This is a genomic window from Halapricum hydrolyticum (genome assembly GCF_025517535.1).
GTDB classification, from domain to species: domain Archaea; phylum Halobacteriota; class Halobacteria; order Halobacteriales; family Haloarculaceae; genus Halapricum; species Halapricum hydrolyticum.
In genome coordinates, this window is sequence record NZ_JAOPKC010000011.1 from 59,388 (window position 1) to 81,810 (window position 22,423).

At 63.1% G+C, this 22,423-nt stretch carries 17 protein-coding genes; 8 read left to right on the plus strand and 9 right to left on the minus strand.

The window, feature by feature from the left end; all coding sequences use genetic code 11:
- Positions 1-33 precede the first annotated feature (33 nt).
- Both OB916_RS10630 and OB916_RS10635 read right to left on the minus strand, forming a co-directional pair.
- Positions 34-687: a class II aldolase/adducin family protein gene (locus OB916_RS10630; protein WP_315909274.1), complete on the minus strand. Its 654-nt coding sequence runs from the start codon at positions 685-687 to the stop codon at positions 34-36.
- Positions 688-801: 114 nt separating this feature from the next.
- A complete protein-coding gene (locus tag OB916_RS10635) occupies positions 802-2,349 on the minus strand; it encodes an FGGY-family carbohydrate kinase (RefSeq protein WP_315909275.1) in 1,548 nt (515 codons plus the stop codon).
- A gap of 125 nt (positions 2,350-2,474) precedes the next feature.
- On the opposite strand from OB916_RS10635, the gene dgoD reads away from it, so the two are divergent.
- The 3 genes from dgoD (at position 2,475) to OB916_RS10650 (ending at position 5,893) form a co-directional block, all read left to right on the plus strand.
- On the plus strand, positions 2,475-3,626 hold the full coding sequence (dgoD, locus tag OB916_RS10640) for a galactonate dehydratase (RefSeq protein WP_315909276.1): 1,152 nt from the start codon (positions 2,475-2,477) through the stop codon (positions 3,624-3,626).
- 62 nt (positions 3,627-3,688) lie between these two features.
- The gene (locus tag OB916_RS10645; protein ID WP_315909277.1) at positions 3,689-4,444 is read left to right on the plus strand and encodes an IclR family transcriptional regulator; all 756 of its coding nucleotides are present in this window, start codon (positions 3,689-3,691) and stop codon (positions 4,442-4,444) included.
- Between the two features lie 375 nt (positions 4,445-4,819).
- Positions 4,820-5,893 (plus strand): 2-hydroxyacid dehydrogenase, encoded by a 1,074-nt coding sequence (locus tag OB916_RS10650; protein ID WP_315909278.1) that lies wholly within the window; start codon positions 4,820-4,822, stop codon positions 5,891-5,893.
- 320 nt (positions 5,894-6,213) lie between these two features.
- Here OB916_RS10650 and OB916_RS10655 read toward each other — a convergent pair whose 3' ends face one another.
- Positions 6,214-8,151, minus strand: a complete 1,938-nt coding sequence (locus tag OB916_RS10655; RefSeq protein WP_315909279.1) for an archaea-specific SMC-related protein — start codon at positions 8,149-8,151, stop codon at positions 6,214-6,216.
- Between the two features lie 247 nt (positions 8,152-8,398).
- Here OB916_RS10655 and kdgK1 point away from each other — a divergent pair, with 247 nt between their 5' ends.
- Positions 8,399-9,352 (plus strand): bifunctional 2-dehydro-3-deoxygluconokinase/2-dehydro-3-deoxygalactonokinase, encoded by a 954-nt coding sequence (gene kdgK1 / locus OB916_RS10660; RefSeq protein WP_315909280.1) that lies wholly within the window; start codon positions 8,399-8,401, stop codon positions 9,350-9,352.
- A gap of 218 nt (positions 9,353-9,570) precedes the next feature.
- Here kdgK1 and OB916_RS10665 read toward each other — a convergent pair whose 3' ends face one another.
- Positions 9,571-10,518 (minus strand): NAD-dependent epimerase/dehydratase family protein, encoded by a 948-nt coding sequence (locus OB916_RS10665; protein ID WP_315909281.1) that lies wholly within the window; start codon positions 10,516-10,518, stop codon positions 9,571-9,573.
- Positions 10,519-10,873: 355 nt separating this feature from the next.
- Between OB916_RS10665 and galT the strand changes: the two genes are divergently transcribed.
- Complete coding sequence (galT, locus tag OB916_RS10670) at positions 10,874-11,860, plus strand: galactose-1-phosphate uridylyltransferase (RefSeq protein ID WP_315909282.1); 987 nt, start codon at positions 10,874-10,876, stop codon at positions 11,858-11,860.
- Positions 11,861-11,982: 122 nt separating this feature from the next.
- Entirely contained in the window at positions 11,983-13,062 is a 1,080-nt protein-coding gene (locus OB916_RS10675; protein ID WP_315909283.1) for a galactokinase, read from the plus strand.
- Between the two features lie 54 nt (positions 13,063-13,116).
- Here OB916_RS10675 and OB916_RS10680 read toward each other — a convergent pair whose 3' ends face one another.
- The 5 genes from OB916_RS10680 to OB916_RS10700 form a co-directional block, all read right to left on the minus strand.
- Positions 13,117-15,123, minus strand: coding sequence for a beta-galactosidase (locus tag OB916_RS10680; RefSeq protein ID WP_315909284.1), 2,007 nt, complete (start codon positions 15,121-15,123; stop codon positions 13,117-13,119).
- 68 nt (positions 15,124-15,191) lie between these two features.
- A complete protein-coding gene (locus tag OB916_RS10685) occupies positions 15,192-16,088 on the minus strand; it encodes a carbohydrate ABC transporter permease (RefSeq protein WP_315909285.1) in 897 nt (298 codons plus the stop codon).
- A gap of 1 nt (position 16,089) precedes the next feature.
- Positions 16,090-17,004: a carbohydrate ABC transporter permease gene (locus tag OB916_RS10690; RefSeq protein ID WP_315909286.1), complete on the minus strand. Its 915-nt coding sequence runs from the start codon at positions 17,002-17,004 to the stop codon at positions 16,090-16,092.
- A 9-nt stretch (positions 17,005-17,013) separates the two neighbouring features.
- Positions 17,014-18,357, minus strand: coding sequence for an ABC transporter substrate-binding protein (locus tag OB916_RS10695; RefSeq protein WP_315909287.1), 1,344 nt, complete (start codon positions 18,355-18,357; stop codon positions 17,014-17,016).
- Positions 18,358-18,447: 90 nt separating this feature from the next.
- Positions 18,448-19,629: an ABC transporter ATP-binding protein gene (locus OB916_RS10700; protein WP_315909288.1), complete on the minus strand. Its 1,182-nt coding sequence runs from the start codon at positions 19,627-19,629 to the stop codon at positions 18,448-18,450.
- A 107-nt stretch (positions 19,630-19,736) separates the two neighbouring features.
- On the opposite strand from OB916_RS10700, the gene OB916_RS10705 reads away from it, so the two are divergent.
- On the plus strand, positions 19,737-20,918 hold the full coding sequence (locus tag OB916_RS10705) for a glycoside hydrolase family 27 protein (RefSeq protein ID WP_315909289.1): 1,182 nt from the start codon (positions 19,737-19,739) through the stop codon (positions 20,916-20,918).
- A gap of 72 nt (positions 20,919-20,990) precedes the next feature.
- Positions 20,991-22,343, plus strand: coding sequence for an alpha-galactosidase (gene melA / locus OB916_RS10710; RefSeq protein ID WP_315909290.1), 1,353 nt, complete (start codon positions 20,991-20,993; stop codon positions 22,341-22,343).
- The last annotated feature ends 80 nt before the right edge of the window (positions 22,344-22,423 follow it).

The following is a 22,423-nucleotide window of genomic DNA, read 5'->3' on the forward strand; positions in this document are numbered from 1 at the left end:
GCTGGTCGCTCCTTGCGTCTCACTGTCGCTCCATCAGTGTGCTTCACCGTATCCCTCGAAAGCCTCGAGCAGGGTGTCGATCTCGTCGCCGGGCAGGACGTTCGGTTCGCCGATACTGACCGCCTGGTAGTGGATGCGCGCACAGTACTCGACCATCATCGCGACCTCGAAGGCGGCGTCGACCGTCTCGCCGACCGTCACGACGCCGTGGTTCTCCAGCAGGCAGGCATTGTACTCCTCCCCGAGCGTCTCGAGGGCCGCCTCGGCCAGTTCGGGCGTCCCGAAGGTCTCGTAGGGTGCGACCGGGATCTGATCGCCGACGTAGGCGATGAGGTAATGACTAGCCGGAACCGGCTCGCCCAGGCTCGCGAAGGTAGTCGCGTACGGCGAGTGGTTGTGGACGACGCCACCGACGTCCTCGCGCTCCCGGAGAATCCCGGTGTGCATCGCGATTTCGCTGGAAGGGTCGCGCTCGCCCGCGACCTGGTTCCCCTCGAGGTCGACGACGGGGACGTCCTCGGGTTCGATTTCCCTGTACGGAACCCCTGACGGGCTGATCGCGACGTGGTCGCCGCTCCTGGCGCTGATGTTTCCGCCAGTGCCTTTCGTGAGTCCCTGTTCGAGCATCTCGCGGCCGAGTTCGCTTACTTTCTCCCGTTCCGCCTGTAGTGTGAGTTCGTCTGTCATAGTGTATTTGGTGTCTGTGATCGCAGTTGGTCGTTCGATACGTGCTGTCGACGTCGACGGGGCCGGGCCGGCCCCGTGTGATCAGCGTTGTCCGGATCCGGCGATCGGATACGCTTAGTCGTCCATCCCTTCGATCGCGTTGACCGTTTCGACGCGCTTGTCCCAGACGTCGAACATCGTCTCGTAGGTCATCTTGTAGTACTCATAAAGCTTGTCGTATTTCGGCGAAGCGTCCGGATCGGGCTGGTACGCCTTCTCGACCGTCCTGGACGCTCGGACGGCGCTCTCGAAGTCCTCGAAGACGCCGACGGCGGTTCCGGCCAGCAGCGCGGCACCCTTGGCACCGAACTCCTCGCCCTCCGGCACGGCGAACTCGGCGTCAATGGCGTCGGCGAACATCTGACACCAGAAGTCCGACTTGGCACCGCCGCCAGCTACGTAGACCTCCCTGGGCGTGTCCGGAATGTGTTCGTAGCAGTCTTTCATCGCCAGCCCGACGCCCTCGTAGACCGCCCGGACGACGTGCTCTTCGGTGTGATCCGGTTCTAAGCCGATCAGCTGTGCACGCGCTTTGGTGTTCAAGAACGGCGCGCGTTCACCGGAGCCGCTGAGATACGGATGATAGAGCACGCCTTCGCTCCCGATCGGGATCTCCGAGGCGCGCTTCTCGATGGCCCCGTAGTCCGGATCCTCCCTGTACCGGAGCATGTCCAGCCACCAGTCCAGGTTCGGCGTGCCGATCATCGAGGCCATGACCCGGGTCCACCGCTTGCCGTCGAATCCGCGTTCGTTGTCCAGACCCAGCGAAAGGGTCATTCCGACGCCGTGGGGGCTGGCGTCGGGGTCGTCCATCAACACCTGGTTGAGCGAGGTCGTCCCGACCACAGAGGCACCCTCTCCGGCCTGGGCCACGCCACTGCCGAACATCGAGCAGGGGACGTCGAACAGTCCGGAGACGACGGGCGTCCCCTCCGGGATCTCGGTCTGCTTGGCCGCCTCGGCGGTCACCTCGCCGATCACGTCGAGTGGATCCTGCAGCGGCGGGAGCAACGACTCGAACTGTGACGCACCCACGACGTCGAACACCTCCGAGGAGTACTCGCCCGTCTCCACGTCGACGTACGGCAGCGACATGTCGCTCGGATCGGACGTGATCTCACCGGTGAGTCTGTACTTGAGCCAGTCCTTGCAGAAGAGAACCGTATCGGCACGCATGATCGTCTCCGGTTCGTGCTCCTGCAGCCACAGCAGTATCGCCAGACTCGATCCCGGGAACTGGACGCTCCCGCAGATGTCGTACAGGCGATCGTTGACGTCCGAATCCTGCCATTCACCGATAATGTCGCTCGCGCGCTCGTCGTGCCAGAGGATCGCGTCCCGCGCCGGTTTCCCGTCGTCGTCCATCAGCCAGCAGCCGTCCCCCTGGGCTGTCACGCCCAGCCCGAGGATTTCGTCCTGCCGGTTCAGTTGTTCGACGACTTCCCGGAGAGTCGCCGCCGTCGCGTCCCACGTGTCGTCCATGTCCTGCTCGCGCCACCCGGGTTCCGGCCGCAAGACCTCGTTCTTGCGACTGCTCTTGTACAGGGGTTTGCCGTCCGTCGTATACGCCACCGCTTTGATCATCGACGTGCCCGCGTCGACACCAATGAGTACGTCTGTCATGGGAAGACCCACTGTAATGATCGATAACCCACTATATAAATATTGTTCTTTCCAGCATGTTCGGTGTCAGCACCTCCGCGTATACCCGCACAATCTACAAGACGCCAGATGTCGTTGTCCGCGATATGGAAATCACAGACTACCAGGTGTTCTCTGTCCCACCCCGGTGGGTGTTTCTCCGGCTCGAAACGGACACCGGGCTGGTCGGCTGGGGAGAGGCGACGCTGGCTGGCCATTCGAAGGCGACAGTCGCGGCCGTCGAGACGGTCATGGACCATTACCTCCTGGGCAAGGATCCGATGGAGATCGAGCGCCACTGGCAGGCGATGTATCGCGGGCAGTACTTCCGGGACGGGCCGATCCTGATGAGCGCGATCGGCGGTATCGACACGGCACTGTGGGATCTCAAGGGCAAGCACTTCGGAGCACCCGTGTACGAGCTTCTCGGTGGCCGGGCACGCGACCACATCGACGTGTACCAGTGGATCGGGGGCGAGTCCGCCTCGGCCGTTAGCGACGCCGCGGCTGATGCCGTCGAGAACGGGTACGACGTCCTCAAGATGGAGGCAGTCGCTCACACGGAGCGTCTCGACTCGCCGGAGACGATCGAGCGTGCGCGCGAGCGCGTCGCCGCCGTGCGCGAGGAAGTGGGCGAGAGGATCGACCTCGTCGTCGACTTCAGCGGTCGCGTCACGACGGGGGCGGCAAAGCGGCTCGCGGCGGCGCTCGACGAGTACGACCCGATGTTCTACGAGGAGCCGGTTCGGCCCGCGCACTTCGAGGCCCTCCCGAAGATCGAAGCCCACGCCACGACCCCACTCGGGACCGGCGAGCGCCTCTATTCGCGGTGGGCGTTCCAGGACATCATCGAGGACCGGCTGGTCGACGTCATCCAGCCCGACCCGTCGAGCGCCGGCGGGATCTCGGAGGTCAAGAAGATCGCGAACGCCGCCGAGACGGCCGACATCAGCGTCTCGCTACACTCCCCTTTCGGACCGATCGCCTTCGCGGCCTGTCTCCAGCTCGACATGGTCGTCCCGAACGCCCTCGCCCAGGGACAGGACCTCGAAATCCACGATCCCGAGGACAACGACCTGCTGAGATACCTGCGGGATCCGACCGCGTTCGGCTTCGAAGACGGCCACGTCCGAGCCCCCGACGGGCCCGGCCTCGGTATCACCGTCAACGAGGAGTACGTCAGACAGCAGGCCCAGCTGGACGTCGACTGGCAGAACCCGATCTGGTATCACGACGACGGCAGCATCGCGGAGTGGTGACGTCGACAGCTGTCCACTATTAGTGGACAATCTATTTACGTTCATCAATTGTTTACTATTGTATGACAGCCGACGGCGATCCACCGGTCAAGGCGGTACAGACCAGCCACCGCGTGCTGGAGGCGATCATCGATTCGGGGGGAATGACGCTTGCGGACCTGGTCGAACGGCTTGAACACTCGCGGAGCTCGATCCACAACCACCTCTCGACGCTGACGCAGCTCGGGTACGTGGTCAAGGACGGACAGACGTACCGGGCCAGTCTCCGATTTCTGGAGATCGGCACGACGACGCGCACCCGCTTTGCTCTCTACAACGTCGGCCGCGCACATGCGGAGAACCTGTCGAACGCGACCGGTCTGAGCGCGAGTCTGCTCGTCTTCGAACGTGGACAGCTCACGTGTCTGTACACGGCTCCGGCGACGGGCGTCGACGACCCGGCCGTCGCCACCGGCGACGTGCTGCCCCTGCACTGCACTGCGCCCGGGAAGGCGATCCTGGCGGCGCATCCGCCCGAGGAGGTTTCGGCGCTCCTCTCGGAGTCCGAACGGGCTCCGTGCACGGAGAACACGCAGACGACTGCGGAGCTCCGGGAGACGCTGGAGAGCGTTCGAACCCAGGGATGGGCAGTCGACCGCGAGGAGTGGCGAACGGGTATCAGGTGTATCGCGACCGCTGTCACCGATACGAACGGGCGTTTGCACGGTGCGCTCTGTGTCACCGGATCGACCGACGCGCTGTCCGGCAAGCGGTTCGAACAGGACATTCCGGGACTACTCATCAGTTCAGCCCACGAGATACAGTCGGAACTGGAGTAGCCACGGCTCGTCGAGACCACCACGGCCGGGTAACCGTGTCCACTCTTGCCGAACGACCGGCGCTCAGGAGTGACTTTCTCCCGTCGTCTCAGGACATACGACGATTTCCTTTACACACATACTATCGTAACATAACTCAGTCACACGGAATCGGAGTGATGTCGACCACAGGACCAGGATCGGCCGTCGCCCGAGCCAGTGATTCGGCAATAGCGAACAGCCACAATGCACGGGTAAAGTGGTCCAGAACTGTCGGATGGCCCTGTCCCAAAGCATTATTATACTGTAGGTTCACCTGTTCTCTGGACTGCGCGAAACCGAATATCGGACCTGTGAGGATGGAAACCTCACCGCTCCGGTATCAGACCACAAACAATGAACGTACTCGTAACAGCGAATTTCTCGGACGACGGTATCGAGCGGCTCGAATCACTCGGCCTCGACGTCGAGTACGATCCGATCGAAGCACGTGACGGCCGGATGCCGGTCGAAGCGCTGAAAGAGCGATTGCAGGGCGTGGAGATATTCGTCTCCGGCTTCGAGGGCGTGCCGGCGGAGCTGATGGACGCGGCTACCGACCTCGAACTGATCGCCTGTCCACGCGGGGGACCGGAGGCGAGCGTCGATATCGGGGCGGCCACCGAACGCGGGATCCCGGTGCTGTACGCTCCCGGCAGGAACGCAGAGACGGTCGCCGATCACACGCTGGGGTTGTTGCTCAGCGTCACCCGGAACATCTCGCTCGCCCACCACCGGCTCCACGAGGGGACCTACACCGGCAGTCCCTCGGCGGACGCGGCCGAAGGAGGCGAACGGGAGGACGTTACCTGGGGGATCGGCAAGGGCTCGCCGTACGTCACATTGCGTGGCCCCGAACTGGGCTCGCGAACGCTCGGCATCGTCGGGTTCGGCCGGATCGGTCGGCGGGTCGCAAAGCGTGCCAAGGACGGGTTCAACATGGACGTCATCGCGTACGATCCCTTCGTGGATCACGTCGAGATGGAGCCGTTCGGCGTCGAGAAGCTGACCGAGCTGCAGGAGCTGTGCCGACAGAGCGACGTCGTCAGCCTGCACGCCGACGTGAACCCGACGTCTCGCGACCTGATCGGCCCCGCGGAATTCGAGGCGATGCCCGACCACGCCGTCTTCGTCAACACGGCCCGCGCGGCGATCATCCAGGAGGGCGCACTCGTCGAAGCCCTCGAAAACGGCGAGATCCAGGGTGCGGCGATGGACGTCTACCATCAGGAGCCGATCGCCGAGGACGACCCGCTACTCGCGATGGACAACGTCGTCACGACACCACACATCGCGTCCGCGTCCAAGGATGTGATTGATCGTCACTCTACGCTCGTCACCGAGGACATCAAGGCGGTCCTCTCGGGAGAAGAGCCGATGCACGTGAAAAACCCCGAGACCCTGGAAGGGCTCGACCTGACGCTCGGATAGTCATAAGCACACATATAATTTTTTGTATATAATCCCATAAACTGTTTTTCGACCAGCAGACAAGACCGGTCCAGATCGCCTGCTCGATGTGCGAACGACAGGTATCTCCGCGCCCGCGGCCGCCGTGGACGGCGTTGTCTGCAGTTTTCGATCGCCAGAGACCGGCACGTCCGAGAAATTCGATCTGGGAGCGCTCAGTCGCGTTTCCTTCGGATATCCGGCGGTTGCGGCGCGAACGGCACTACACACCCCCACCAATACCAAATATGATATATACGAAGTTATCAAGTATATTTGATATATCCGATCGACAGCCGCTATCAGATCGATCTCACGCGGGCGTAGTCGTCGTCGAGAGCCTGAGCGTCCTCGGGCAGGAGCGCGACGAGCAGATAGTCGGGGAAGTCGCTGAAGTGATCGACGAGGTCAGCGATCCGCTCGGAGTCGATCGCTTCCAGCGAGTCCAGCAGCATGAACGGCACCTCCTCGTAGACCTCGTGGACGAGGTAGCCGGCGAGTGCGAACACCAGGCCGGTCACCTCTCGCTCGGATTCGCTGAGGTGATCGATCGTGTCTTCGTAGGTCACACCCGAAGGCGTCGACCGGACGACGTGCAACTCGAAGAACGTCTTGATGGCCTTCCGGCGCCCCTCCCGGACTTCGCGCTGGACGCGTTCGAGCCAGATCCGCTCGAGGTTGTCGTAATTCAGCATCTCGAGGACGTTCTCCATGTGGTCGTTGAACGCCTCGATGGCCTCCTCCTCCAGAGTTTCGACGCGCGTCCGGAGTTCGGTCAGTTCCTCGGAGATCCGCTCGCGTTCGGCTTTGAGCTCGGACTGCTCGTCCAGTCGTGATTCGATCGACTCGATCTCGCTCTCGACGTCCTCGAGGTCAGTCTCCAGGCGTCCGAGTTCATATTCGAGTTCGTTCGCCTCCCGGTGGAGGTCAAGAACCTCCTCGAACTGTTCGGATTCGAGGGCCTCGACCTCGCTTTCGAGGTCTTTCACGGTCGCTTCCAGTTCCGAACGGCGTGTTTTGAGCTGTTCGATGCGGTCCTCACGCCGCTGTAGTTCGTCCTCGATCCCCGAAAGTTGCTGCTGGTACTCGTTGCGGCGCGCCCGCTGCTCCTCCAGCCCCTCCTTGTCGGCTTTCAATTCGTCGAGTTCGTCGGTGATCTCCCGTTTCGCGTCGAGCTTCTCCTGGCGGAGAGTCCGGAGGTCCTCCAGCGTCCCATCGATCTGCTCGCGAGGTACCTCAGAGCCACAGGTCCAGCAGACGACGTCATCGCCCAGGAGTTCGTCAGTCGCGTGACCGCTCTCGTCAGTCATCGCCTCGTAGACGTCGGTCCGTTCGCCGTCAAGCATCTCTTCGTTGAACCGGACCGTGCTCTGTAGCGAATTGATCTCGCTATCCAGCCGGCGGCGTCGCTCACGCAGTCGATCTATCTCGGACTCGAGGTGATCGATGTCTGCTTCCGGCGCCTCCGGGAGCGCGTCGAGCTCCTCGCGGAGGGTCGCGCGGTCCTGCTTCAGCGAGTCGATACTCTCCCGTTCGGTCTCTAACTCGTAGCGGACGTCTTCGAGATCAGTACGGGCCTTGCGAAGCGCTTCGAGTTTCTCTTCGAGCTGTTTCTGTTCTCGACGCTGTACCTGCACGTCGGCGTCCGCGGCATCGATCTCGGCTTCCTTGTCGGCGAGTGCCGTCCGCGTCTCCTCGATCTCCGCCTCGATTCGCTCCCGTTCGGATTCCAGCTCGGGGAGTACCTGCTTGCGCTGTTCGATCGCCTCAATCTCCTCGTCGATCTCGGTCTTCTCCGATTCGAGTCGGGCGATCTCGGATTTGATCTCCTCCGTATCGACCGGCCGCATGATGAGATCCCGCAGATTTTCCCCTGTCGTGACCGCGCGCCGGGCCTCGTTCGACTCGAGAAGAAAGGCGAACAGATCTGCCAGCTCGGGATCGTCGAGATACGGCTCGCCGTCGAACTGGATGCTCTCGTTCTGACGGATCAACCGTCGACGATACGTCGAATCACCCATCGTTAGCGTCACCTCAGCCTCCTCGGCGTCGCCTTTCATCGCGACGTCGTCACTACCGGTCACGGCCATGATCGCCTGCAGGAACGACGTTCGGTTGGTCGCGTTCCGGCCAGCCAGGACGTTTACTCCGGGACCCAGATCGACAGTCGTATCGTCAATCCCCCCGATGTTCCGGGCTGAGATAGTCGCCCCTCGTTCAATACTTTCTGAATCAGACATGTACTTCCGTTACGTCTGATAGGTTATTAATATTTTGATTCAAATACGAGTTTCGCAGATACCGCCGGAATACTCCGGCTCGTGGCCCATAGATTACATACATACTACTGTAATTCTCGGTAGCAGGCCAGCGGGCTGGTGTCACAGTCGGGGACCCCGTCACGGGGATCGAACCGCGAGCCGAACGTATCGAGTGTGCAATCAGTTCCACGGGGAATTAAGATGCGACTCGCCAAACAAACGCACGATGACTGATCTGGTCACCTTCGGCGAGACCATGTTGCGGTTGACGCCGCCCCGCGGTCGTCGCCTCGAACAGGTCACGGAGTTCGACGTCGCCGTCGGCGGTGCCGAGAGCAACGTCGCGGTCGCGGCTGCCCAGTTCGAACACGACGTTCGGTGGCTGTCCCGACTGCCCGACTCACCACTCGGACGGCGTGTCAGTACCGAATTGCGGCGACACGGTGTCGAGCCGGCCGTCGACTGGACCACTGGCGGTCGAGTTGGGACGTACTATCTTGAACGCGGAGGGAAACCGCGCGGGGCCAACGTCGTCTACGATCGCGATCGCTCGGCGTTCGATAGCGTCGCAGTCGAGGACCTGCCCGTGGATCGACTCTCCGGGGCGAAAATGTTTCACACGTCCGGGATCACGCCAGGGCTCTCGGATGCGACTGCAGCTGCTACCGAACACCTGCTGGAGACTGCCGTGGACGCCGGCGTCAGAACGTCGTTCGACCTGAACTACCGGTCGAAGATCTGGGATCCGGACGCCGCCCGGGAGACCATCGAACCCCTGCTGTCGTTCGTGGACGTGCTGTTCGCGCCCGAGCGCGACGCCGCAACGGTGCTCGGCCTCGAAGCTGAAGCACCAACACAGGCAAACCGGCTCGCGAACACCTACGACGTCGAAACGGTCGTAGTCACCCGCGGGACAGACGGCGTAGTCTGTCGACACGACGGAGAGACGTTCGAGCAACCGATCTACGAGACGGACACACTCGACCCCGTCGGAACTGGTGACGCGTTCGTCGGCGGCTTCCTCGCGACCCGCCTCGACGGTGCCGACTGTGGCGACGCACTCGCCTACGCCGCGGCGACTGCCGCGCTGAAGCGGACGATCGAAGGAGATATGGCTCTTGTCTCCCCGAAAGAAGTCGAAGCAGTGGTCGAATCCGGCGGCGTAGATATCTCGCGGTGAGGACCCACCGCTGTCGGACGCCAGCCGACACATCTGGATTCATACTGCCGGCTATGACATTTCGAAGCGATTCGGCACAACGTCGTGCCGAATGTCTTCACGAACTAATAGCCGGCAGTATCAGTCACCAACTCCCGCCGGTCGATCTCTGCCACCGAGTTCACGATATATGAACGTCTGGCGTGACCGACCACGTGTGTGCGGACCTGACACCAGCCCTAGCTCAGGTGGGGCTCGTTCTCGGGGTTTTCGAGCAGGTCGCGCACACCCTGTCTGATCGCGTCGTCGCTGGAGAGGGTCGGTTCCCAGCCCAGCGCGGCCAGTTTCTCGATCGAGAGGCGCATCTTCGGCACGTCGCCTTCCCAGCCGCGGTCCCCGCCCGTGTATTCGTAGTCGGGATCGACACCCAGCTCGTCGCTGACGATGTCGGCGATCCGGGTAACTGACGTCGTCGTGCGCGTCCCCAGGTTGTAGGTGTTCATCGGCTCGTCGGCGTGTTCGACGACGTGGCACATCGCGTCGATGCAGTCGTCGACGTACATGTAGGATTTCTCCTGACGGCCGTCGCCCAGGATTGTCAGCGTCTCGGGGTCTTCCTGGAGTTTGTAGACGAAGTCCGGGACGACGCCCGCGCCGTAGCGGGCCCCGACGATATTGGCGAACCGGAAGTTCCAGACCGTGAATCCTCGCGTGTGCGCATACACGGACAGCAGCCCTTCCTCGGCGAGTTTCGCCGCGCCGTACTCGCTGATCGGCTCTAAGGGCGCGTAGTCCTCGGGCGTCGGCCGCGGGGCCTCGCCGTAGACTGTCGACGAGGAGGTAAACAGGAACTTCTCAACGCCGACCTCCTCCATGCGTTCCAGCAGGTTGTAGGTCATCGCCTCGTTGGACTCGAACTGTTCGCGCGGCCGCTCGGCGTTGACGTACTTGTCGGCCGCCAGGTGAAACACCGCGTCCAGATCGCTCGTTACCACGTCAGCGACGACCTCGGGATCGGTCAGGTCACCCTCGACGAACTTCGCTCCCTCGGGAACGGTCTCGCGGATCCCGTTCGAGAGGTCGTCGACGACGATCACCTCGTTGTCCACGACCAGACGCTCGGTCAGCGGCGCACCGATCAATCCAGCACCGCCTGTGATCAGAATGCGGCTATCGGTGAGTTGCATACGCGTACTACGTCGTAAATGAACGTTAAATAGCTGCCGATGAGTGTCACGTGACGAACGACAGTGGACGTCTCCGGCCGACCCCCGTGGTCGTTCAGGACCGAGAACCGTTCATGTTTTGTGAACGCACGCGTCGTCCCTTCCGGAGTTCGACGCCACTCACTCCCGAAAGCAGAGGAGAAGCGATCAACGTCGCACCCCCTGGATTTTTTACCCACGGAACCGAAGGGTTCGAGATGATAGACCATGCGTAAGCGCAAGCAGGTCAACCACAACGACAAGTACGTCGTGCTCTTCGAATTCGACGAATCGGACGAGTTGACGCCAGTCGACGACGAGAAAGCGGAGGGTGACGATGACTGAGCGCAGGTGGGACCCGACGCTCCAGGAGTGGGTCATCACGGCGACCCATCGCCAGGAGCGGACGTTCAAGCCGCCCGAGGATTACTGTCCGTTCTGCCCGACCGAAGCGGACGCGGAGTACCCGACGGCGATCCCCGAGCCGGACTACGACATGGCCGTCGTCGAGAACGGCTTCCCGTCGCTGCAGCCCGACCCGCCCGAACCCGCCGTCGAAGGGGCCGACCTCCTTCCCGCCGAGCCTGCCAACGGCCAGTGTGAGGTCGTGCTGTTCACCCCCGAGCACGACGGCACGATGTCCCAGGAGCCGGTCTCGCGGTTCGTCAAGCTCGTCAAACTCTGGCGGGATCGCTACGAGACCCTCGGCGAGAAGGCCGACCACGAGTACGTCTACATCTTCGAGAACCGCGGCGAAGACGTCGGCGTCACGCTGCATCACCCCCACGGTCAGATCTACGCCTACCCGTTCGTTCCACCGAAGATCCAGACAGAGCTCCAATCGAGTCGGGACCACCTCGAGGAACACGGACGTTGTCTGTTCTGTGACCTGCTCGACGCCGAGCGCGAGGACGGCCGGCGGATCGTCGCCGAAAACGACGCCTTCACCGCGGTCGTCCCGTACTTCGCGCGATGGGCGTACGAGGTCCACGTCTACGCGAACGATCACCTCCCGTCGCTCGCGGCGTTCGATTCCGACCACGAGCGAGCGCTCGGGTCGTTGCTCAAGGACGTCCAGATCGCCTACGACGGGCTGTTCGACGAGGAGATGCCGTACGTGATGGCCATGCACCAGCAACCCACAAACGGGACCGGCGAGGACTACGCCCACTTCCACATGGAGTTCTATCCGCCCAAGCGCACCGAGGACAAGCTCAAGCACCTCGCCGGGAGCGAACTCGGTGCCGGTACCTACATCAACAACAAACTCGCCGAGGAGTCCGCCGCCGAACTCCGCGAGAGTCTCGACGCCGCGCGAGAGTGACGGCACCGGCGGCCGGCGATCCGTCCGGCGCGTCACCACTGCGGCCAGCCGTCTTCGCTCCCCGTCGGCACCCGATTGTTTTACAACGGTGGGCTTCGATTGTCCGGGTGGACGATCGTACAATGAGCGACGAATACAGCTATCGCGTGCGTTCGCCGGGTCGCGTGAACCTGATCGGGGAACACACCGATTACACGGGCGGCTACGTCCTCCCGATGGCGACAGACCTCCACACGCAACTGGAGGCAGCGCCGGACGACGACGTGACCGTATACTCGGCGGCGTTCGAGGAGCAACGGACGTTTTCGACGACTGATCGCGAGCGAGACGACGCCTGGACCGACTACGTCAAGGGCTGCTACGCAGTCCTCGAAGCGGAAGGGCATCGACCCGGCGGCTTCCGGGGCGAGTTGTCCGGTGATCTGCCGCTGGGATCCGGTCTGAGTTCCTCGGCGAGTCTCGAACTCGCGGTCATGGCCTTTCTGAACGAGGCGTACGACCTCGGACTGTCCCGCGAGCGACTGGCCGAACTGAGCCAGCGCGTCGAGAACGACTTCGTCGGCGTCTCCTGTGGCATCATGGACCAGTTCGCCGTCGCGCTGGGCGAGGCAAATCACGCCCTGCATCTCGACACTGGCACCATGGAGTACGAGACGGTCCCGTTCCCGGAGGACGTCCAGGTCGTCGTCTTTCACACGGGCGTCGAGCGCGAACTGGTCGACTCGGCGTACAACCAGCGCCGCGAGACCGTCGAGGCGGCGATGGAGACGCTTGGCGTCGACTCCTCGGTCGAACTCGAAGCCAGCGATCTCGACGGGCTCACGCCGCGCCAGCGCCAGCGACTGGGCTACGTCGTCCGGGAGAACGATCGCGTCGAGCGGGCCGTTACGACTCTCGAACGGGGGGACGTCGAAGCCTTCGGGGACGTACTCGTGAAAGCCCATCACGACATCGCCGAGAACTACGAGGCCAGCTGTCCGGAACTGGATTACGTCGTCGAGACCGCGGTCAAGCAGGGTGCCTACGGCGCACGGCTGACCGGCGCCGGCTGGGGCGGTGCGGCGATCGCGCTCGTCGACACGTCCGAGGCCGAGACGTTCGCACAGTCGTTGCGAGAAGAGTACGAGCAGCGCTTCCCCGAGCACGACCCGGCAGTCCACCTGATCGCGCCCTCCGACGGCGTCTCTGTCTCCAGAATGTGACGCCTCCCGTCGTCTTCGCTGTTCTCCCGTGTCACGGTCCGCCGTTCTCTCGTGTCACGGTCCGCCGTTCTCCCGTGTCACGGTCACGTCTCCGAGCGTGCCTTCGAGGACGCCGACGTCGTAGGCCCCGACCCGCTCGTCGCCGACAATCCAGGCAGCGCCGCCCGGGACGTCGACCGACACCGGGGCGTCCGTGAAGTTCGTCACCCAGACATGGCCGTCCCGCTCGGCGACTCGCACGCCGTCGGGGAGCGGTGCGTGAGTTGTGACGCCGGCCCGCTCGAGGAGGTCGCCGGCGAGCGCGTCGGCCAGTTCCCGACCGGGCCAGACACCACAGTACGTGACGCGTCCCCGGCCACGCTCGGCGTCGACGACGGCCGCTTGTCCGTCAGCCGGGCCGCTGCGATGTCGCCCCTGGACCGTCGCGTCGTCGGGGTCGAGCCACTCGGCCCAGGTCCGGTAGTCGTACTCGTCGCCGTCGTAGTCGACCCGCGTCGGCACCTGCTCCGGGAGGCTCTCGTGCTGGGCGACGGTCGCGCCGACGAGACCGGCGAGCGGCCCTGGTTGAAGCGCGTCCGGCAGCTTGTTGTACGGGTCCTTCTCGCCGCTCCGGGCACCGACCAGGAGTTGTCCACCGTCCTCGACGTACGCTTCCAGCCGGGTCGCCAGCGCGTCGTCGAGGAGATACAGCGTCGGCGCGACGACGGCCGCGTACCCATCGAGGTCGCGCTCCGGCGGCACGACGTCCACCTGCACGCCGCGGCGGCGAAGCGCCCGGTAGTAGGTGCCCGCGTGCGTCCAGTAGTCGAAATCCGGCGCGTGCGGCTGTATGTTCGTGGCCCAGAGGTTCTCGTAGCTGTGGAGCAACGCGACCGGAGCGTCGACGGGACCGAGATCGAACAGCTCCTCGGCGGCGTCGCTCGCATCCGCGTAGCCGCGGTCGGGCGAGCCGTCCTGCTTGCGCAAGCCCGCGTGATACTGCTCCTGGCCCTGCCGACAGCGTCGCCACCGGAAGTAGAGCACGGCGTCGCCGCCGTGAGCGACCGCGTGATGTGCCCACAGCCGCATCGCGCCGTCGGCGGGCTGGGGAGCGTGTGGCGGCCAGTTGACGTCGCCCGGTTGCTGTTCCATCACCCAGAACGGCTGCGCCAGCGCGCCGCGGTAGATATCGTGGTTGAGACCGACCTGATCCGGGTCGCCCGCACGCAACTCCTCGACGGTCGCCCCGGCTTCGCGGCGGTCCTGGACGAACCCAGTCGGATAGGAGTCCCACGAAACGAGATCCAGATCCGCTGCCACGTCGTAGGCGTCGAGCGTCGAGAAGTGTCCCATGAAGTTATGCGTCACCAGCCAGTCGTCGTTGACCTCCCGGAGAATCTCCGTCTGCAATCGGTTGTACTCGGCGACGCTGTCGCTGGCGAACCGGTAGTACGCGAGCAGCCTCGAGGGGTGGTGTTCGGCCGGCGTCGGGCCCGGCGGCTCGACCGCCTCGAAGTCGGGGTACTGCTGGCTCCAGAAGGTCGTCCCCCAGGCCTCGTTGAGCGCGTCGACGTCGCCGTGCCGGTCGGCGAGCCACTCGCTGAACGCGTTCGAGCAGTCCGCACAGTAACACCGGACGGTCTCGTGACAGCCGTACTCGTTGTCGGTCTGCCAGCCCGCGACGTGTGGGTTGTCAGCGTAGCGTCGCGCCATTCGGGTGACGATCCGCTCGGTCTCCTCGCGGTAGGCCGGGGAGTTGAAACAGTAGTGGCGACGACTGCCGAATTCCCGGACGGTTCCGTCGGGGTCCTCCTGCAGGATCTCGGGGCGCTCGTCGACGAGCCACTTCGGCGGCGTCGCGGTCGGGGTACAGAGGATGACCTCCATCCCGTGGTCACCGATCAACTCGATCGCCTCGTCGAGCCACTCGAAGTCGAACTCGCCGCGCTCGGGTTCGATCCGTCCCCAGGAGAACTCGGCCATACGGACGTACTCCAGCCCTGCCTCGGCCATCTGTTCGACGTCGCGCTCCCAGCGCTGGCGCGGCCAGTGCTCGGGGAAATAGCAGACTCCGACTGTCATATCCCGGTTGACTCGGGCCAACCGCTAAATAGTTTTGTCGACGAGAAAGAAAGAGAAGGGATAGGCGGTCAGTTCCCCTTCATGCCGCCGCTGGCGAGTCCTTCGACGACCCACCGCTGGGCGACCGCGAACAGCAGGATGACCGGTGCCATCGTGATCACCGCGGCGGTGATCAGCAGGTTCCACGCGACAGCGTTCTGTGACTGGAACAGCTGCAGGCCGAACGGCAGCGTCCGGGTCCCCGCCGTCTGCGAGAGGACGGACACCAGCAGGTAGTCGTTCCAGGAGAGGATGAACGTGTAGAAGCCGGCGACGGCGATGCCCGGCATCGCGAGCGGGACGATGACCCGTCGCAGGACGCTCAGATGAGAACAGCCGTCCATCTTCGCAGCCTCGTCCAGCGACTCGGGGATGTCGTCGATATATCCCTTCAGCAGCCACGTGCCCAGCGGGATGCCGATCACGGAGTGGGCGATGACGATCCCGAGAAGCGAGTCGACGAGGTTCAGCGAGAACATCAGGATGTAGAACGGGATCAGGATGAGCACGATCGGGAGCATCTGCGTCGAGAGGAACGCGTACAGCAGGCCGCCACGTCCAGGGTAGTCGAACCGACTCATCGAGTATCCCGCCAGAATTCCCACGGTCAACACCAGCAGCGTCGTCGACGTGGCGACGATCATCGAGTTGTAGAAGTACGTCCGGAAGTCACCTCGCGAGAGGACAGTCTCGTAGTTTGCGAGGGTGAGATCGCCCAGCGCGGGGACCAGTTCCGGAGAGAACAGGAAGCTCTGACTGGTGAACGACGCCAGCACCATGTAGACGACTGGCAACAGCAGGAACGCGAAGTACAGCCCCAGCACGAGGTACACGCCGATCGCACGGCGAGGGGACATGTCTTCGTCTAACCACGCGTCGATCCGCTGGGAGAGATTGCGGTCTTCGGGGTCTGTGCTGGTTGCCATGTCAGTCGACCTCCTCCAGTTTGACGTAGACGATCGTGAACGTGAGCATGAGGATCAACATCACGACACCGATGCTGGCGCCGTACCCGAGCGCGTACTGCTCGAAGGCCTGCTTGTAGACGTAGGTGGCCAGTACCTCAGTGTTGCCCAGCGGTCCGCCGCCAGTCGAGAGATAGACGATGTCGAAGTTCTTGAACGTGAACGTGACGTGCAGCACGATCATGATCATCGACACGTAGGAGATCTGGGGCAGCGTGACGTACCGGAACCGCTCGAGCGGACCGGCCCCGTCCAGCCGTGCCGCTTCGTACTGTTCCTTCGGGATGGAGTTCATCGCAGCCAGCAGCGAGATCGCGTAGAACGGGACGTTCCGCCAGACGTGCATGACCACGATCAGCGGGAACGCCACGCCCGGTTCGCCGAACCAGTAGGTGGTCCGCATCCCGAGGCTGTCGAGGATAATGTTGACCGGACCGAATCCGTTCTGGACCATGAACCGGAAGATGATGACCATCACGATGATCGGCATCACCCAGGTCACCATCGAGAGGCTCCGGAAGATTCCGGCACCGGGAACCTTCTCTTTCAGCGCCAGTGCCAGTCCGAGCCCCAGGAGGTACTGGAACGAGACGGCCAGCGCGGTCAGCAGGACCGTATGCCACAGTGCGGCCTTGAATATCGGATCGGCCGCGAGCGCACGGAAGTGCTGCAGGCCGACGAACTCCATCTGCTCTGGATTCAGTAACGACACCTCGAAAAACGCCAGATAGAGGCCACGGAGCGTGGGATAGCCGATGACGACAGCGAGGAGCACTGTCGCCGGAATCACGAACGCGTAGCCGATCCACGTGTCCGTGAGAAACGACGAGAACTCCTCTTTGTATCGGCTGTATTGCGATTCTGTCTGCGTTGCCATGTGAGGTAGTTATATTTCGCTTTCGAGGTCCTGCAGTGCTTCGTGGAACTGTTCGCCAGCGTCGTACGGGTCGGTCTCTCCGTAGGAGACCTCCTGCATGTAGGTGTAGAACTCCTCGCGGACCGGCCCCCAGGTCGCTTTCGCGAGGGCACGGCCGGTCGTGAAGATATCGGTGAGCGGCTGCCAGTTCTCGTTTTCGATCGTCGACTCGACGTCGTCGTGAACTGGCGTCATCGCCTTCCCCGACCCTTCGGGATCCTGCGCCATGCCTTCGCCGAGCGTCTCCGGGTGCGTGTAGGCCTCGACGGCTGTCTTCCCCTTCTCGATCTGATCGGAGTGGGTGTTGACCATGACCGGCTTGACCTCGAGGAACGTCCCTCTCGAGGCCCCATCGGCGTGTGCAGGATGTGCGATCAGTGTCTTGTTGTCCAAGATATCCTTGGCGGCATCGGTGCTCTGAATGTTCTCGCCGGACGTCCAGTTTCGCATCCAGGTGCCGCTCTCGATGAACGCGTAATTGCCGTTGATGTAGCCGGGGTCGTTAGTCTGCCAGCCTGTGCCCAGGTCGTCCGGATCGCCGACCGGGTTGTCAGCCGCGTAGATCTGGTAGTACCAGTTGTCGAAGACCTGTCCCAGCGCGTCGGCCTCGATGTTGAGCTGCCAGCCGTCCCCATCCGGCACGTACAGCTGATCGGTGTGCTGGTAGATGTGGGTCATCCACTCCTGGAACGCCCGGACGCTTCCGTCCTTGGTACAGTTGTGGAACGCGGTGACGTCGTCGTACTCGTCGTTGATCATCCGACCGATCTCGTGGAACGCTTCGGCCGACTCCGGGACGTCCTGACCGAGTTCGTCGAGGATGTCCTGCCGGACGAAAAGCGCTCTCGCGTTGCCCTCGTAGGGGAGCGCGTATAACGTGTCCTGGTAGGTCATCGCCTCGACGGTGCTGTCGACGTACCCGTCGAGGTGATCGATCGAGTCGGCGAGATCGTCGAGCGGTTCGACGTGCTCTGCGGCGATGTACTCCGAGAGGTGACTCAGCGTCCCCTCGATTGCGTCGGGGTCGCCGGTGCTCGCACCCGTGAGGAACTTCTGGCGGAGATCCTCGTACGAATACCGGCTGATCTGGATCTCTTCGCCGGCCAGCTCCTCGTACATCGACTCGAACTTGTTCCGCCAGACCGGCTCTGCCCCTTCCGTGTTCGGGAACCCGTACTCCCACATCAGCGCCTGTTCACCGTCGCCGTTGCCGCCACCGAGACCGCCGCAGCCTGCGAGACTGGCCGCCGCACCGACGCCGAGCCCCTTCAGCATCGACCGTCTACTCCAGCCACTCGTACCTGACTCGTTCATGATTTAATACCCATTGGGCCGATTATGACGGATGGTATTTATACCTTTCCCAGATTTTCCCGGAGCTGTAGAGAGAAACATTGACAACCCTCACTCCATACCGGCTTCCACGCTGTCGGAGCTCTGGAAGCCGGGTAACGATTCGACGACCTCGTCGTCCGGCCGGGAGCGGTTCCGGAGCGCCTCGCCCGTCTGCCCGTCGAAAACGTGGATCCGATCCTGCGGGAACCGGATCGTCAGCGTCCGTCCCGTCTCGATCACGAGGTCGCCCTCGAGCGTCGCGGTGTACTGCCGGTCGCCGATTTCGAGGTAGACATAGGTCACCTCCCCGAGCGGCTCGGTGACTTCGACCGTCGTCGTCACGGCATTGGGCTCGTCGGCGGTCGCCAGTTCGATGTCTTCCGGCCGGATGCCGAGAGTGAACCGCTCGCCGTGGCCCTCGATGTCCGCGTAGACGTCCTCCTCGAGGTCGTATCTGAAGCCCTCGTGGACGAGCGCGGGACGGTCACCCGTCGTGTCCAGTTCGACGTCAAAGAAGTTCATGCTCGGCGAGCCGATGAAGCCGGCGACGAACTCGTTCTCGGGCTCGTGATAGCATTCCAGCGGCGTCCCGAACTGCTGGAGTTCGCCGTCGTTGAGCACGGCGATCCGATCGCTCATCGTCATCGCCTCGGTCTGGTCGTGGGTCACGTACAGCGTCGTCACCCCCAGGTCCTGCTGGAGCGCCTGGAGTTCGGTACGCATCTGGGTGCGCAGTTTCGCGTCGAGGTTCGAGAGCGGTTCGTCCATCAGGAACACCTCGGGTTCGCGGACGATCGCCCGTCCCAGCGCGACTCGCTGCTGTTGGCCGCCGGAGAGTTCGTCCGGCTTCTTGTCGAGCAGCTCCGAGATCCCCAGCATCTCCGCCGTCTCTTCGACCCGTGACCTGATCTCGTCTTTCGGGAGATCAGTCGCCATCTTCAGTCCGAACTCCATGTTCTCCCGGGAGGACATGTGTGGGTACAGCGCGTAGCTCTGGAACACCATCGCCATGTCCCGCTCTTTCGGCTTTTGATCGGTCACGGCCGTCCCGTCGAGGACGATGTCGCCGTCCGTCGGCGACTCCAGTCCCGCGACGCAGCGCAACGTCGTCGACTTCCCGCAACCTGAGGGGCCGACGAGAACGATCAACTCCCCGTCCTCGATCTCGATGTCGAGGTCATCGACGGCCACGATATCACCGCCGTCATCGTGGAATACCTTGGTGAGGTCTCTGATCTCGAGTTCTCCCATGCATGGGTACTCTTGATACGCCCACTTATATCTTTATTATACTGAGTCTACATTGCCCATCGTATCTGGTAGATAGATATTTATGTATCGATCGTACAGATAATCGCATGTTCGCGACAGGCGACACTGAACTAGCCGCGACGCCGCCGATGGGCTGGAACTCCTGGAACGTGTTCAGCTGTGACGTGACCGAGGAGGATATCCGCACCGCGGCGGACCAACTCGTCGAGACCGGACTCCGGGACGCCGGCTACGAGTATCTCGTGGTCGACGACTGCTGGATGGCCGACGAGGTAGACGACGAGGGTCGACTCCAGCCGCACGCGGAGGACTTCCCGAGCGGTATCGAGTCGCTGGCCGAATACGTCCACGGGAAGGGGCTCAAGTTCGGCATCTACTCGTCTGCAGGCACCCGAACCTGCCAGGGGCTCCCGGCGAGTCTCGGACGCGAGCGCCTGCACGCCCGGCAGTTCGCCGACTGGGGCGTCGACTACCTGAAGTACGACAACTGCGGCGACCACGAGAGCAACGACGCGATCGCGCGCTACAGTGCGATGGGGAACGCGCTCGCAGAAGTCGATCGCGACATCGTCTACAGCATCTGCGAGTGGGGGCGGAACGAACCGTGGCGCTGGGGCCGCAACGCCGGCGGCCACCTCTGGCGGGCGACCCACGACATCGTCGCGAAGTGGACGACCGACGAGCAAGAGTTCGGCCTCGGGATCGTCGACATCATCGATCAGATGGACGAGCGCGAGATGGCTCCCCACCACGGTCCCGGCGGATGGAACGACCCCGATATGCTCCAGATAGGGAACGGCCCGGATTCGGGCCAGTCGCAGCTCGAAGACGTAGAGATCGACCGCGCGCTGACGCCCGCCGAGGAGCGAACGCACTTCAGCTTCTGGTGTCTGTTCGGCGCGCCGCTGATGGCCGGCAACGACCTCGCGGCGATGGACGACTGGACGCGCGAACTGCTGACTAACGAGGACGCCATCGCGATCGACCAGGACCCGCTGGGGATCCAGGGGACTCGCGACGGCGTACTCGGGGAGACGGAGGTCTGGAGCAAGCGACTGGCCGGCGAGGAGTGTGCGGTAATCCTGTTCAACCGCGGCGAGTCGACCACAGACATCGAGACGACTGTCGAGACGGTCGATATGCCGGTCGACGCGGCGGCCTACACCGTGCGAGACGTCTGGAACGACGAGATCCGGGAGACTGACGGGCAGTTGCACGCGACGGTTGACCCGCACGACGTCGCGATGTTCCGAGTTATTCCCGAATAACTGCAGTACCTGTACTCCGAGATCGGTGAAAATTAGACAAGATTTATTATCCTCCAATAGCGAGTGCTTCGCATGCCGACGATCACGTTTATCGGAGCCGGCAGTATGGTGTTCGCCACGAACCTGATCGGGGACATTCTCTCCTATGAGGCACTGTCCGACAGCGAGATCAGGCTGATGGACATCGACGAACACCGGCTCGAACAGACTCACGCGGTCGCGGACGCGATGATCGACAACGAGGGGCTCGACGCTACCGTCGAGGCGACGACCGACCGGCGGGCGGCGCTTGAAGGTGCCGATTACGTCCTCAACATGATCAACGTCGGCGGGACGGAGCCGTTCGAGAACGAGATCCGCATCCCCGAAAAGTACGGGATCGAGCAAGCCATCGGCGACACGACGGGCCCGGGCGGCGTGTTCCGTGGGTTACGGACGATTCCGACGATGCTCGATATCGCCCGCGACATGGAAGACGTCTGTCCCGACGCCTTGCTTTTGAACTACACGAACCCGATGGCGATCGTCTGCAAGGCCGTCTACGAGGCGACCGACATCGAAGTCGTCGGGCTGTGCCACTCGGTCCCACATACGGCCGAAGCGATCGCCGAGTACGTCGACGTGCCCGAGGACGAACTCGACTACTGGGTCGCGGGCATCAACCACATGGCGTTTTTCCTCGAAGCGAAACACGACGGCGAGTCCATCTATCCGGACCTCCGAGAAGCCTATCACGACGAGGAGACCTACCGCAAGGACACGGTTCGCTTCGAGATGCTGCGTCACTTCGGGCTGTTCCCGACGGAGTCCAGCCACCACATGAGCGAGTACGTCCCGTACTTCCGCACCGACGAGGACGCCATCGAGGAGCTGACCGGCACCAATTACGCCGAGCGGATGCCGACGGCGACGTACCTCAAGGGCTGGACGGAGCGGTCCGAGGAACGGGACAGTCCAGAGCTCGACGTGGACCTCGAGGAGGTCGGCGTCGAACGCTCCGAGGAGTACGCGGCGCGACTGATCCATTCACTGGAGACCGACACGCCGCGGCGGTTCAATCTCAACGTGCCCAACCACGAGGATTCGATCGCGAATCTGCCGAACGACGCGTGCGTCGAGGTTCCGGTATTCGCCGACGGGGCCGGGATCCACCCGTGCTCGGTCGGCGAGCTACCGCCCGAGATCGCGACGCTCGACCAGCAACATACGGCCGTCTACGAACTCGCCGTCGAGGGTGCTCTCGAGGGCGACCGCTCGAAGGTCCACAGAGCGGTCAAGCTCGATCCCCTCTCGTCGGCGGCCTGCACGCTCGAGGAGCTTCACGAGATGACCGAGGAGTTGATCGAGGCCAACGAGGCGTATCTCCCGCCGCTTGAGTTCCCCGGAGACGAACGGGCGGCGATCCCGACTGCCGCCGACGACTGATCGAGGACCGACGGACAGATGCCACTATCCGGTACGTGTCCACCCGTAGTTCGTATTATATGAACAGGATTCGAGTGATG